The 13057-nt window shown below is 69.0% G+C and carries 12 protein-coding genes and 4 pseudogenes; 6 read left to right on the top strand and 10 right to left on the bottom strand.

What is annotated here, in order from left to right:
• Window positions 1–103 precede the first annotated feature (103 nt).
• Together ACWCXX_RS38605 and ACWCXX_RS38600 are read left to right on the top strand one after the other, a co-directional pair.
• A pseudogene (locus ACWCXX_RS38605) lies at window positions 104–346 on the top strand (PhzF family phenazine biosynthesis protein); the annotation flags it as partial.
• Between the two features lie 387 nt (window positions 347–733).
• Entirely contained in the window at window positions 734–1714 is a 981-nt protein-coding gene (locus tag ACWCXX_RS38600; RefSeq protein ID WP_451135634.1) for a hypothetical protein, read from the top strand.
• Between the two features lie 5 nt (window positions 1715–1719).
• Here ACWCXX_RS38600 and ACWCXX_RS38595 read toward each other — a convergent pair.
• Both ACWCXX_RS38595 and ACWCXX_RS38590 read right to left on the bottom strand, forming a co-directional pair.
• Window positions 1720–1827 (bottom strand): annotated as a pseudogene (locus tag ACWCXX_RS38595) (IS5/IS1182 family transposase); the annotation flags it as partial.
• Between the two features lie 51 nt (window positions 1828–1878).
• Window positions 1879–1988 (bottom strand): annotated as a pseudogene (locus ACWCXX_RS38590) (dihydrofolate reductase family protein); the annotation flags it as partial.
• 363 nt (window positions 1989–2351) lie between these two features.
• Between ACWCXX_RS38590 and ACWCXX_RS38585 the strand changes: the two are divergent.
• On the top strand, window positions 2352–2822 hold the full coding sequence (locus tag ACWCXX_RS38585; protein ID WP_451135626.1) for a hypothetical protein: 471 nt from the start codon (window positions 2352–2354) through the stop codon (window positions 2820–2822).
• Here ACWCXX_RS38585 and ACWCXX_RS38580 read toward each other — a convergent pair.
• Both ACWCXX_RS38580 and ACWCXX_RS38575 read right to left on the bottom strand, forming a co-directional pair.
• On the bottom strand, window positions 2803–3612 hold the full coding sequence (locus ACWCXX_RS38580) for a transposase family protein (RefSeq protein WP_451135632.1): 810 nt from the start codon (window positions 3610–3612) through the stop codon (window positions 2803–2805). The genes ACWCXX_RS38585 and ACWCXX_RS38580 overlap by 20 nt on opposite strands.
• Before the next feature lie 237 nt (window positions 3613–3849).
• Window positions 3850–4269 carry a hypothetical protein gene (locus ACWCXX_RS38575; protein ID WP_451135624.1) on the bottom strand — a complete coding sequence of 140 codons (420 nt, stop codon included), beginning with the start codon at window positions 4267–4269 and terminating at the stop codon, window positions 3850–3852.
• A 163-nt stretch (window positions 4270–4432) separates the two neighbouring features.
• Here ACWCXX_RS38575 and ACWCXX_RS38570 point away from each other — a divergent pair.
• Both ACWCXX_RS38570 and ACWCXX_RS38565 read left to right on the top strand, forming a co-directional pair.
• Window positions 4433–5298 (top strand): IS5 family transposase gene (locus tag ACWCXX_RS38570; protein WP_451135630.1). Its coding sequence is split into 2 segments (ribosomal slippage): window positions 4433–4832 and window positions 4832–5298, totalling 867 coding nucleotides; the frame shifts between segments, so codons are not numbered across the junction.
• Between the two features lie 397 nt (window positions 5299–5695).
• Window positions 5696–7753 carry a phosphocholine-specific phospholipase C gene (locus ACWCXX_RS38565; protein WP_451135622.1) on the top strand — a complete coding sequence of 686 codons (2058 nt, stop codon included), beginning with the start codon at window positions 5696–5698 and terminating at the stop codon, window positions 7751–7753.
• Window positions 7754–7808: 55 nt separating this feature from the next.
• Here ACWCXX_RS38565 and ACWCXX_RS38560 read toward each other — a convergent pair whose 3' ends face one another.
• The 3 genes from ACWCXX_RS38560 to ACWCXX_RS38550 form a co-directional block, all read right to left on the bottom strand.
• Window positions 7809–8471 carry a lysophospholipid acyltransferase family protein gene (locus ACWCXX_RS38560; protein WP_451135628.1) on the bottom strand — a complete coding sequence of 221 codons (663 nt, stop codon included), beginning with the start codon at window positions 8469–8471 and terminating at the stop codon, window positions 7809–7811.
• A gap of 95 nt (window positions 8472–8566) precedes the next feature.
• The gene (locus ACWCXX_RS38555) at window positions 8567–9178 is read right to left on the bottom strand and encodes a DUF2867 domain-containing protein (RefSeq protein WP_451135620.1); all 612 of its coding nucleotides are present in this window, start codon (window positions 9176–9178) and stop codon (window positions 8567–8569) included.
• Window positions 9179–9192: 14 nt separating this feature from the next.
• Window positions 9193–10386, bottom strand: coding sequence for a DUF2867 domain-containing protein (locus ACWCXX_RS38550; protein WP_451135618.1), 1194 nt, complete (start codon window positions 10384–10386; stop codon window positions 9193–9195).
• A 162-nt stretch (window positions 10387–10548) separates the two neighbouring features.
• On the opposite strand from ACWCXX_RS38550, the gene ACWCXX_RS38545 reads away from it, so the two are divergent.
• Complete coding sequence (locus ACWCXX_RS38545; protein ID WP_451135616.1) at window positions 10549–11133, top strand: TetR/AcrR family transcriptional regulator; 585 nt, start codon at window positions 10549–10551, stop codon at window positions 11131–11133.
• Between the two features lie 19 nt (window positions 11134–11152).
• Here ACWCXX_RS38545 and ACWCXX_RS38540 read toward each other — a convergent pair whose 3' ends face one another.
• From ACWCXX_RS38540 to ACWCXX_RS38530, 3 genes and pseudogenes are all read right to left on the bottom strand, one after another.
• Window positions 11153–11953, bottom strand: coding sequence for an IS5 family transposase (locus ACWCXX_RS38540; RefSeq protein WP_451135614.1), 801 nt, complete (start codon window positions 11951–11953; stop codon window positions 11153–11155).
• A 215-nt stretch (window positions 11954–12168) separates the two neighbouring features.
• Window positions 12169–12630, bottom strand: coding sequence for a hypothetical protein (locus ACWCXX_RS38535; RefSeq protein WP_451135612.1), 462 nt, complete (start codon window positions 12628–12630; stop codon window positions 12169–12171).
• 181 nt (window positions 12631–12811) lie between these two features.
• A pseudogene (locus ACWCXX_RS38530) lies at window positions 12812–12964 on the bottom strand (carotenoid oxygenase family protein); the annotation flags it as partial.
• Window positions 12965–13057: the final 93 nt, after the last annotated feature.

The following is a 13057-nucleotide window of genomic DNA, read 5'->3' as shown; positions in this document are numbered from 1 at the left end:
TCCGCATACTGGATGTATTCGGACGTTCCGACAACGCAGCGAGGTGCTGTAGCTGTCGTCGCGCGCCCGCCGGGGATTACGGGACAGCCCTTAGCGTCGAGCCGTGACCAGCCACTACCGCATCAGTCCTGAAGACCGTACGCCCCTGCACTACCGCCATGTCGATGTGTTTGCCGGCAAGGCGTTCACCGGCAACTCCCTTGCCGTCTTTCCCGACGACCCCGGCCTCTCCGCCGCACAGATGCTCACGATCACCCAGGAACTCCGGTACTTCGAGACGATCTTCCTGCGCGGCAATGATGAGAGCCAGGACGTCACCGCCCGGGTATTCGACCCCTTCGAGGAACTCGACCCGTGTTGTCGCTGGTCATCGATGCACCTTCCATGGCCGGGAGTTGCACCGAACGTTTTACAGTCCCCCGCCTGGCTGTGGCCCGTCTTGCCGATCACTCCCGCTGCTTCTGGTGCGTACGGCCGTCGTAGCAGCCGGTGCCGGGCAACGACTGATATCCGCGGCGGCTCTCTGCGCCTGACCCGCCTGCGGGGGAGGCCCGCACTCCCCTCTGACCTGGGCCATTACCTCAGGAGTAATCGACCCCTGCCCCGGTGGCGGGGAATGTTGGTCCCGCACGAGCGGCAATGGGTCGCATTGGACGGGAACGAGACGAGGTACGGAATGTTCGCGGGTCGGCGTGGTGTGGTGGGAGTCGTGGTGGCGGCGGTTGCCGTGGGGGTGACGACCTCAGCGGCGGCGCTGCCGGGCGGTGAGGGGGCCGCTGCCCAGGGCGACTGCCCGGAGGTGCGCACCAAGGTCGAGCGGCTGGAGGGCCGGATCACTCCGAACGCCTGCGCGTTCATGCAGCGCCAGATCGCCTTCGGTGAGCTGCCGACCGGCGCCCCGCCGTCCCTCGGGGACCTGAGCCACCCCCGAGTGAAGGCCTATCTTGACATCTTCGACGAGGAAGCCACTCTCTGGGAGGCGGGCAGCGCCCCGCAGCGCGGCCACACAGTGATCGGCACCTCCATCACCGGCTCCCTGCGGCTGGTCCCCGACCTGCGCTACCGGGGCACAGACGTGGTGGCCGACGGCGGCGTCATGATGTTCGGCCAGTGGAACGAGGTCACGCTGAAAGGCCACAAGGTGGCCTACCCGCAGATCGCGCGCAATGTCCTGGGGGACGACGGCAAGACCCTCCAGGCCCGCCGCTACTACGACCGCTACGCCCTGTTCCGGGACACGGTCCCGGAGCTGGCGCCCGAGGGCCTGTTCGACGGGATCGCGGACTCCGGCCCGGCTCCCTCCCGGGGCCCGGCGCCCGAGCGCTTGCGGGCTGCGGAGCTCCCGGACCGCCTGGCGGCATGGAACGGGGAGGACATCGACGCCCTGCTCGCCCGGATGGGCAACGCACGGCTGTCGGGGCCGGGGCTGGACGCTCCACTAGCGACGGAGTCCGGCAAGCGGGCCTATCTCCAGCAGTTCTTCGGCACGGCAGACGTCCGCTTCAAGGCCGGCCAGGTCACCTTCGGCAGGACCACGACCTACGTGGAGTGGCACGGCACGGTCTCCGGACCGAAGGGCAAGGGCATCCCGTTCGGGATCGTGGAGCGCTTCGGCCCGGCCAACGAGTGGGAGTTGTACTTCGACACCCTTCCGCTGGTCGCCGACCGGGCGGAGATCGACGCGCTTTTCCAGAAGCTGGCCCAGCCTTACTGATCGTTTCAGAATGAGGTTCGGAGTCGTCTCAAACAAATGATGCTGCAGGCGAGTTGAAGCGGTCCGAGGTGGGGGCCGACGCGTATCTCGTAGCGGGTCCGCAGGCGTTTGAACTGGGTGACGTCGTGACGGTTTCCGCGCAGGGATCGGCACAGGCTGAGGCTGCCGATCGTGCTGAGGAGCCCCGGGCCCTCGAGGTCCAGCACCCGGGCCGTCCCTCTCCCGATGCGTGGCCGTCGAGGGAGGTGATGAAGTCGACGAGAAGCTCCGACATGGCGGTGTCCTTTCCTGGGGTGTCACGAGCTTGGGCCGGCCGGGAGCCACAAACTCATCGGCCGCGCTGTGGAGTAACGAGAAAACGGCCCGCCAACCATCACGTTCAGTCACGATCAACCAGCGCTCTACGGCGCTGTCTTCCCGAGCTCGAAATCAAACATGCATATCATTTAGTGACCGTTTCGGAATGCGATCGGTTTGGTGGGGTGGGCTCAAAGTTGTCCCGCAACACTCTGCGATGGCGTTGGATGTCTGAGATGCAGCCGTGGGTCGAAACGCACTTGCCACTCGACCGCCTGCGGGATGTCGTGCCTGAAGCTTCCCCGTGATCTTGGACACTCGATGTCTATGCTGCGAGGTCGTGTTGGTGCCGTTGCCGGGTCTCGGCCGGGGCGAGGTAGCCGAAGATCTTGTGTTTGCGCAGGCGGCGGTTGCAGAGCGTCTCGATGAAGTCGAAGACCTCAGCGCGGGCGGTGGCCCGGTCGGGCCGGACGCGGGTGCCGATCTCTTCTTTGAGCAGGGCCCAGAAACTCTCCGCGGCGGCATTGTCGAAGCAGGATCCGGTGCGTCCGCAGCTTTGCCGGAGCCCCAACTTGCCTATTTCACACCGGAATTGACTACTCGTTTATTCGCTGCCGCGATCCGAATGCGCTATACAGCCGGGCCGGAGCCGGCCCCGGCCTGTGGCCATCTTCAACGCATCGACGACAAGGTCGGCGCGGTGGTGGTCGGCCATCGAGTAGCCGACGACCTCGCGGGTGGCCAGGTCTGGAAGGTCCTGACGGAAGTCACTGAGGTTTTCTCAACGGTGATCACTTCCAGATTCCGTTGAGGACGAGGGCGGCACGGGCGATGTCGCCGATCCGGCTGGGGCTGAGCGTGACGTACTGGAGGATGCGCCATCGCTGCTTGAGCTCGGCGGCGGTGCGCTCGCCCAGGGCGCGGACATGCCGCAGCAGGGTGTTGAACATCCGGGTGTCGACGTGAAGTGCCTGTTCGGACTTGCCCTTTGGGCGGCGGACTGGGATACGGATGCCGATGCCCGCGCCGATGTAGCCCTTGTCAGCGAGGGTCGGCAGGCCGTCGGCCGCCGCCTTGTAGAGCGCGGGCAGGGCGTGGATGCGAGCCGCGGTGATGTCGGGGGTGGAGCCGGGTTCGACGTCGGAGACCCACAACGGGGTACCGTCCGGGGCGGACAGGAACTGGATGTTGCCGCCGAACGCCTTGTGCTTCTGGCTGAACCGCCGGTCGTTGCCATTCTCGCGGACGCCGGCGAGGCGGTCCGATTCGATCAGCGTGCCGTCCAGGATCACGTGCGTCATTCCCTCGCGCCGGCACCGGCTCAGGACCTCGCGCAGGTCCGGGGCCTGGTCGGCGAGGACGTCGATGCCCTCGTGCAGGTAGCGGTAACCGGTGGCCTGGGAGACGCCGGCGTCGCGGGCTATGCAGTGCACGCACCCGCGTTCGCGGAACCAGCGGAGCACCAGCACCGCCTGGCGGAACGGGCCGAGCGCCCGGGATCCCTTCGGAGTGCGGATCCGGCGGCGGTGGGCCGCCAGCAGACGGGCGAGGAACTCGACGACGTGGCGCGGGACGTCGAGCGTGGCAACATAGTTGGCCAACGTGAAGCCTCTGGTTGCTACGGACATGATCTTGGCAGACCTGTCCTACCAGGGGCTTCACGCCTGTCCGTGCCCAGGGCCCGCGACGTTGTCAACCGCCCCCACGGGACCTGCATCACGAAGCTGGCTGTCGCGCTGGTGCGAACGTAGGCCGACCCCGTCACTCACGTCCCTTGCCCAGCTCTACCTTCCCTGACCCGGCGCGGCTTCTCCCGCCCTGCCGTGTCGCCAGACGCGTCAGGCCCCGGGGAGCGGGTTTCCTCGCTGCCGATGCCAGCACAGAGCAGGTGCCACAGCGGCAAGCACGAAGGAGACACCCGCGGTGATCACGTGCGGTTCCGTCCGCCCTTGAGTGAGCATGTACAACCCGCTTGCCGAGCCGCCGACAACGAGGCCCAGCGCGGGCGGCCAGCGGTCAGCGACAAATCCCATGATCATCACGATGCAGGTCGGTATCGCCGCGAGAATGAGCACCCAGCCGTGCCACTCGTAGCCATCCGCGGCAACGCAGCCACCCCGAGGTCCGCGCTTGCAGCCACCTTCGATCAGCCCGGCGATACCCCAACTCACAGCCAGCATGACGACGAGGCCGAGAGGGATCCACCACCATCTCGACCAGCTCCCCTCCACGTCGAACGAGCTCTCGGATGAACTCACGATCGCCTTTCCCTTCCCCCTGCATCTCACCGAGGCATGATCATAGGCCGATGGGGGCAGAGCGCCCGTGGCGGCAAACCTTCCCCGGAGGGCATGGAACACGGCCTGCCCGGCCCGTCGTGGCTTCGTAGAGATCATTTCCACTGAGAAAACCTCACTGATGATGTGCCTTCCGGCTTGGGTGCTCGTTGGGCTGTTCGTGGGGAGTGGGGAGTCGCGTCCGTGGATCGTCTCGGATGAACTGTGGTCGTTGATCGAGCCGTTGTTACCTGAGCCGGGGCCGGAACTGGTGGCCGGTCGGCCGGGAGTGCCTGATCGCCAGGCGCTGTGCGGGATCCTGTTTGTGCTGCATACCGGGATCCAGTGGGAGTACCTGCCGCAGGAGCCGGGCTCCGGTTCGGGCATGACGTGCCGGCGCCGACTTGCTGCGTGGAATGGGGCCGGCGTCCGGGACCGGCTCCCCGTCGTGCTGCCGGCGAAGCCGCGTGCGGCGAAACGGCTCGACTGGTCGCGGGCGGTGATCGATTCTTCCCCCGTGCGGGCCGCCCGGCGAGGCCCGAAAGGGGTCCCGGCCCGGTCGGCCGTGCGCGGCCGGGCGGCAGGCACCACACCCTCGTCGACGGTCAGGGCATCCCACTCGCCGTGTCTCTGACCGGCGGAAATCGCAGCGATGTCACTCAGCTGATGCCCCTCCTGGCGAAGATTCCCTCCGTCCCGGGACTCGTCGGACGACCACGTCGACGGCCCGACATCCTCCTCGGCGACCGCGGCCACGACCACGGCCACGGCCACGACGAGTACCGCCGCCTGGTCCGGGCGCAGGGCATCAAACCGGTCATCGCCCGCCGCGGAGCACCGCACGGCTCCGGCCTCGGTGTTCACCGCTGGGTTGTCGAGCGCACGATCGCCTGGTTCCACGGTTTCCGACGCCTTCGCGTCCGCCGGGAAAGACGCGACGACATCCACGGAGCCTTCCTCGGACTTGCCCCCTGCCTCATCACCCACCGACACGTCCAACGCCTTTGTTAGGACCTCTAATGCTCCAGCCGGAGCGGTCGGACTGCAGTCCGGCAATGATCCGGTGGTGGTTGGTGGTGGTTGGTGGTGGTCCGGCGGTGGTTTTCCGCTCCGGCGGGGCCCTTCCCGCTCGTAGGGAGGGCCCGTGGGAAGGGCCTTGCCGTCAGTCCGGTCGACGTGGCTGCGGCCCGCCCCCGGGCTGCTGCGCCGCTCGCCCGCGGCCCCGGCCTCGCCCCGGGCGCAGGAGGCGATCACCTCACCGTGCCATGCCGTGCCCGGACGCGAACTGCTGGACCGCGCCCGCACCGGTCGCCCGGCCCGCTTTCCTCAAGCCCGGGTCCTCTTGAATACTTCCGTTACCTCTCTTCGTGGCCAGGCAACACCGAAGCAACAGGAGGACCCCCCACCCATGACCGAGATCAATCGGCGTCGCTTCCTTCAAATCGCCGGAACCACCGCAGGGTTCGCCACCCTCTCCAGCTCCGTCAACCGCGCCGCCGCCATCCCCGCGGCGCGCCGCAGCGGAACCGTCCAGGACGTCGAGCACATCGTCGTCCTCATGCAGGAAAACCGCTCCTTCGACCACTATTTCGGGTCGATGAAAGGCGTCCGGGGCTTCGGGGACCCCCGTCCGGTGACGCTCCCCAGTGGCAAACCGGTATGGCACCAGGCAGGCGGCGGCAAGGAGACCCTGCCGTACCACCCCGACGCCGACAACCTGGGCATGCAGTTCATCGCGGGCCTCGACCACGACTGGGCCGGCGGCCACAGCGCGTTCAACAACGGCAAGTACGACAACTGGATCCCGGCCAAAGGCACCGGCACCATGGCGTATCTGACGCGGGACGACATCCCGTTCCACTACGCCCTCGCCGACAGGTTCACGATCTGCGACGGCTACCACTGCTCGTTCATCGGCGCGACCGACCCGAACCGTTATTACATGCTCTCCGGCCACGTCGGCAACGACGGCACCGGCGGCGGCCCGGTCCTCGGCAACCAGGAGGCGGGCTACGGCTGGACGACGTACGCCGAGCGTCTGGAGAGGGCGGGCGTCTCCTGGAAGGTGTACCAGGACATCGGCGACGGCCTCGACGCGGCCGGCGGCTGGGGCTGGATCAACGACGCGTACCGCGGCAACTACGGCGACAACTCCCTGCTGTACTTCGACAACTACCGCAACGCCGAGCCCGGCGACCCCCTGTACGAAAAAGCCCGCACCGGCACGAACGCCAAGGCAGGAGACGGGTACTTCGACATCCTCAGGGCCGACGTCAAGGCCGGTAAACTGCCGCAGATCTCCTGGATAGCCGCCCCCGAAGCGTTCTCCGAGCACCCCAACTGGCCTGCGAACTACGGTGCCTGGTACATCTCGCAGGTCCTCGAAGCGCTCACCTCGAACCCCGACGTGTGGAGCAGGACCGCCCTGTTCATCACGTACGACGAGAACGACGGCTACTTCGACCACGTCGTGCCGCCCTACCCGCCGGCCTCCGCGAGCCAGGGCCTGTCCACCGTCGACACCGCGCTCGACCACTACAAGGGCGGTATCGGATATGCCGCGGGCCCCTACGGTCTCGGGCAGCGCGTCCCGATGATCGTCGTCTCGCCGTGGTCCACCGGCGGGTACGTCTGCTCGGAGATCTTCGACCACACCTCGATCCTGCGCTTCATGGAGAAGCGGTTCGGGGTGCGGGAGCCCAACATCTCGCCGTGGCGGCGTGCCATCTGCGGCGACCTGACGTCCGCCTTCGACTTCTCCCTCGAGGTCACGGACCCGGCGGACCTGCCGGGCACCGCGGGCTACGTCCCGCCGGATCGTGACCGCCACAGCAGCTACGTGCCGCGACCGCCCGCGCAGGGTGCCCTGCCCCGGCAGGAGGCCGGGGCGCGGCCGAGCCGTCCGCTCCCGTACGCCCCCTACGTCGACGGGGCCGCGGACCTCTCGACCGGCAAGTACAGGCTGACGTTCAGCGCGGGGGACCGGACGGGTGCCGCCTTCCAGGTGCGCTCGCTGAAGCGCACCGACGGTCCGTGGACGTACACGGCGGCGGCCGGAAAACCGGTCTCCGACAGCTGGAACTCGGTTTATTCAGGCGGAAGTTACGATCTCACGGTCCATGGCCCGAACGGCTTCCTGCGTGTCTTCAAGGGCAACAACAAGGTCGCCGAGCCGGAGGTGACGGCACGCCACGACGCCGACACCGGCGGCCTGGGGCTCACCCTGACCAACCCGTCGGCCGCCGACGCGCGTCTCACCGTGTCCAACGCTTACGGCGGCGGGTCCCGGACCTTCACGGTCCCCGCCGGTGCCACCGTCGAGCAGAGTGTCGACCTGGGCGCCACCAGGCGCTGGTACGACCTGACGGTCGTGGTCGAGGGCGACACCGGATACCTACGGCGCCTGGCCGGGCACGTCGAGAACGGGCAGACCGGAACGAGCGACCCGGGCATCGCGACCGTGTGAGACCCGCACCCACCGTCCGGGCGCCCCCGTCGCGAGGGCTCTGCGGGCGGTGGGGTCATGCGGCGAGTGCGGCGGGCTCGTGCAGGTGGGTGGCCGCCGTTCGCCATGCGGTGGTCACCGCGGTGCGGGCCCGTGCCGTCCGGGCGGCGCAGGTTCCGGTCAGTTCCAGTGGTGCGCCCACGTGCACGTGGAGATCCGGCCGGCGCAGAGGGGCTGTGATCAGGCCGGCGAGTTGTTTGGCGGGGTTGCCCGAGGTGATCCGGCGGGCGCCGGCCTGGCCCACGGGTATGACGGGGGCGCCGGTACGCTCGGCGAGCCGGGCCAGGCCGCTGCGGAAGGTGCCGGGGGCCGCTTCCGCGGCGTCCTTGCGGTGGGGCAGGCCCCCCTCGGCGTAGATGAGCACCAGGCGTCCCCGCTCCAAGGCTTCTGCCGCGGCGTCCAGCGCGGCCGCGGCGCGCCGGTCTCCGCGGAAGACGGGGATGTGTCCTTCACGGGCGAGCGCGCGGCCGAGCAGCGGGACGCGCCACAGCCCTGCGGCCGCCATGATGACCGGTTCGGCGCCGAGGCGGCGCAGGGCGGCGACCACGATCGCGGGATCGGCCAAGGAGGTGTGGTTCGCGGCGACGATGCTGCCGGGCGCGAGTTCGGCGCCGGGGTCGGTGGTCACCGACAGGTGGCCGAAGGCGGGCACCAGGATGTCGGCGATGCGGCTGAGCATGGACGGTCTCCCCGTGTCGACAATGTCGATCTTCATCGTCGAGGCAGTGGCCGACCGGGGCGTGAGTAGTCGTACTCATTTTCTTGGCAGGGCCCTCAGTTCGATGGTCCGGTCCGGGCCCCTGGGCCTTCCTCCCGCGGGCGCGCTCCGGCTTCCGGCCCCCGGGAAGCGGCTTTCGCGCTCCACAGCACTGCCGCACCGCGTCGGGCGAGGCTGTACATGACGAGGAGGTGGAAGGGCTTGATCGCGGTGAAGTAGGCCCGTCCGGCGTGCCCGTGGTACCGCACGACCGTGGTGGTGACGCCCTCCCAGCCGTGCGGGCCGGGGCGGACCAGGAAGGTCGACCGGTAGCTGAGGTGCTTGTCGTCCTTGCCCGCCACGACCAACTCCTCCTGGACGCGGTACAGATGGAGCGGACCGACCCTGCGCCCCTCCTCGATCCGGGTCTCCTCGCTCCGGGTCTTATCGCGCTGGGCGGCGCCTTCGAGGCCGAAGGGCTTCACCAGCGCGTCCCGCAGTCTCAGGAGGCGGGTCGGCAGTGCGGGAGGCGTGCTCAGCATCGCTCGGACGAAGTCGCGCGCGCTCGTGCCCTGCGGGACGTCGATGGCCACGGCGTCGACGTGGTCGCAACCGCCGAGCGTGACGACGGTGTCCGCCGGATCGGGCTCGACTCGGCGGCTGCGGGGAGCGACTCGGCGGCCGTTCACCCGGTTTCCCCCTTTCACCGGGTTTTCCCCTTCCGGTCCTCCTGGGCGCGGGCGCCGTCGGGGTGGGTACGGTCCTCGACCTCTGCCACCGCGTCGAGGAGCAGCCCGGGGGCCAGTCGCCGGTGGACGGCGGACAGCGGGGGCCACACCTTGCGGCCCAGGGGCCTGTCGTAGCGCAGGAAGGTGCCCAGCGAAACCTGCCCGCCGTCCGCCTGTACGACGAGGTTGCCGGTCAGGAACCAGGAAGCGGTCTCGAGCCGGATCCAGTCCTTTCCGCGTCCGGTGATGCGCCAGCCGGCCACGGTGTCCGGCGATCTCCCGCGGCTGAGCCGAAGCCCCAACAAACCGCGCCAGATCACTCGTTGGGCGAGGCCGGGGACATCGCCGAACATCGCCCGAGCCCACTGTTCCGGTGTCGCCGAGGCATTCGCCGCGAGGGTGAAGCGATCGGCGTAGTCGACGGCCGACAACGAGCTGAGGGCACGGAAGGGCGCGGGGAGGTCGTGCGCCCCCACGGTGACGTCGAACGCGCCGGTGCCGCGCGCGTCCGGGCCGGCGCCACATGTGGCCGGGCCGATGTCGCACGTATCCGCACCGACGTCGTGCGCGTCCGGGCCGGTGCGGCCGTGCCGCTGCCACGCGCATTCCGTCCGCCGGATGAAGGCGGGCAGGACGACGAGGCGACGGAGCGGTGCGATGGCGGCCATGTACGCCCGCCCCATCGGACCGTTGGGTTTCACGAGGACCGCCATGCGGAGCTCGTACCGGTCGTCGCCGGTCGGCACCCATCCCAGGTGCATGACGGTGTGGACGGTCTTGTTCGCCAGTTCGAGGGCGCATTCGTCGGCGAGCTCGTACACGGGGGTGAACGGCCCGAACCCCTCGGTGGCACCGGGCGGGACCTGGCGGAGTTCGCCGGGCAGGCGGTCCCGCAGGGAGCGGACCCGGGCTCCGACACCCGTCCCGGGCCCGTCCCACCCGAGCAGCGCGCCGAGCTTCCAGCGCACCGCGAACAGGATCCGGAAGAGCAAGGGATCCGCCGCGGGGTCACGGGGCGCCCGCATCGCGGCAAGCACCGCGGGAAAGTCGTCCGGTCCGGCACCGGGCGTGCGGAACGCCCACAGGTCCTCGACGCGGAAGTCGTCCGTGATCTCGTGAATCCGCCACGGGCGGCGGCCGTGCGCGCCGTCGGGGAGTCTTCTGGCCATGGCCTTTCCCCTTACCTGGACAGGGTGGGGAACGTTCGGCGGGGCTTGCGTTCGCGCTCGACGAAGCCGACTGACATGTCACGTCTCCGTTCATGTATACGGTAGCGTATACATGAACGGTAGCCCGAATATACGGCGCCGTATACCTGGCGAAGAGGTGAGGTGAGGCACATCGTGGGCGCGACGCGTACGCCACGTGACAGGTGGATCGAAGAGGGCCTGGCGGTGCTGGCCGCCTCCGGACCGGACGCGGTCCGGGTCGAAGTGCTGGCGAAGCGGCTCGGCGTCACCAAGGGCGGCTTCTACGGACACTTCGCCGACCGCGACGCGCTGCTGGAGGCGATGCTGGACGCCTGGGAGCGGGAGAGCACCGACGAAGTGATCGACCGCGTCGAGCGCGAGGGCGGGGACCCGAAGACCAAGATCCACCGCGCGGGCATGCTGACCTTCTCCGACGACCGTCTGCTGCCCATCGATCTCGCGATCCGCGCCTGGGCCCGGCACGACGAGGCGGTCGCCGAACGCCTGCGCCGCGTGGACAACCAGCGCATGGCCCTGTTGCGCGAGATGATTGGCACCTTCTGCTCCGACGCCGACGAGGTCGAGGCCCGCAGCCTGCTCGCCTTCTGCACGGCGATCGGCGGGCACTTCCTCGCCGCCGACCACGGCGACCGCACCCGGGCCCAAGTGCTCGCCCACGCCGCCGGCCTGGTGCTCCAGCGCCCCCGGGGAGACGCCTCTCCCTGAGTGCTTGGTTGTGAACCGGTCACGCAATGACAGACGTCCTGGACCGTCGGGCGAGTGGGCGGGTCATGAGGATGATCATTGACCACTTGACCATGACTTCGTGAGGTGCGGGCAGTCGCTCGTAGTCGCGGACGCACCGGCGTCTGCGGCAGATCCACGCCAGGGTCCGCTCGACGACCCAGCGGCGGGGCAGCACCCCGAAGCCGGTCATGGCGTCGGTGCGTCTGACGATCTCGACGGTGAGCGCGAGTCGCTCCTTCGCCCAGGTCACGAGCCTGCCCGCCCGCGTAGCCGCCGTCCGCCCGCACGTGCTGGATGCGGTGGTGAGTCTGCCGCAGCCGGGCCAGGAGCGGGCGGCCCCGTCGCGGTCCTGCAAGCTCGCGGCGGCAACCAGGACGATCAGCAGCAGGGCGCGGGGGTCCACCGCGATGTGCCGCTTGGTGCCGTTCACCTTCTTGCCCGCGGCCCAGCCCCGGCCGGCCGCGCCGACCGTCTCGGCGGCCTGCAGCGACTGGGAGTCGATGATCGCCACGCTCGGCTCGGCATCCCGCCCGTCGCGTTCGCGCAGTCGGTCGCGGAGTGGGTTGTGCAGGTCGTCGAGGAACTGCCCGCGCTCCCAGCGGACGAAGAGGGCGTACACCGTACGATGCGGCGGAAAATCCGCAGGCAGGGCCCGCCACTTGCATCCGTTGTCCACGACGTACCGGATGGCGTCGACGATCCCGCGGCGGCAGTGCTTCTCCGGGCGGCCGCCCCTGCCCCAGCGCCAGGCCACGAGCGGAAGCAGCGGTTCGGTGAGTGTCCACTCGTCCTCATTCATGTCCGACGGGTACCGCTGCTGGCGGCGTCGGGTGATGGCGCCCTGGCCGAACCGGCAGGCCACGCAACAACCTGCTTCCTCCGAAGCAGAGTTGGCATCCGATGCTCAGGCAGGGCAGAACGACGTGCAGGGCTCCTGGCGGCGCGGCCGGATTCGACAACCTCTGCATCCACCGGGAGCCTCGCCGCGTTGCCGCAGCCGGCCCGGCGGCATCCTCAGGCGTCCGGAAGCCGTTCCGACAGCTCTTCGGCGAAACGTGTCCGATAGACGCCGTAGACGATGGCCTCGGGGGACTGATAACCCCTGTGCCCCGGGCCCGTGACAACCCCGTCCCAGGGAGCCGCCCCGGCGGGGAGCAGTGGCGTACGGCCGAGATACGCCTGCGCGACCTCTTCCAGGCTGAGTTTCCCTGCCGTCACCAGCTGCCAGAGCCCGCGGCCCTGCCCGACCACCCACATGCACAGATCCTCGGTGCTGTCCTCGGACCAGATGTCTCCGTCCACGCTCACGCCTTCCGAGAAGTCGACCAGCGTCTCTGCCGCATCCAGATAGGCGAGCGCGAAGTCCTCGAGAACTTCCCGGCGCTGCGACCCCAGCCACGACTCCAGGGCAGACAGACGCGGTCGTGTCGTCTCCAGGACTTCCCAGAACCAATCAGGAACATGATCCGATTCCACTCCGGCTCCCGTCTCGACGGCCGCGCATCCGCCCGACCGTACAGCGGGCCGGAGCCGGCGGACACTCCCAGGATTCATCGTCTGCCGGACAGCGCGCCGACCGCCCACCCGGTCACCGGTTTGCAGTCAGACTCTGAGAACTGTCCCGCCTCGGCCGCGTACCGACGTCGGCGGGCGTCCTTCACACGTTCGGCACCCAACTCCCGTGGAAGCCGAGCGGTACCCGCCCCGGCAGGTGGACACGGGCCAGGGGGCGACCGGTGAAGTCCTGCGCGGAGAGGATCACCAGGTCGCTCGCGCCGCGGTCGGGGTCGTGCACATAGGACAGGAGGTAGTACTCCAGTCAGATTTCGTGTCCTGAGCTGACTCTTTTCAGGTAGTGGCATCGTTGGGCGATGGCTTGGTGGCGTCTGCGCCAGTGGGACCA

The organism is Streptomyces sp. NPDC001732 (assembly GCF_053596315.1).
This window is presented reverse-complemented; position numbering and strand designations above follow the sequence as displayed.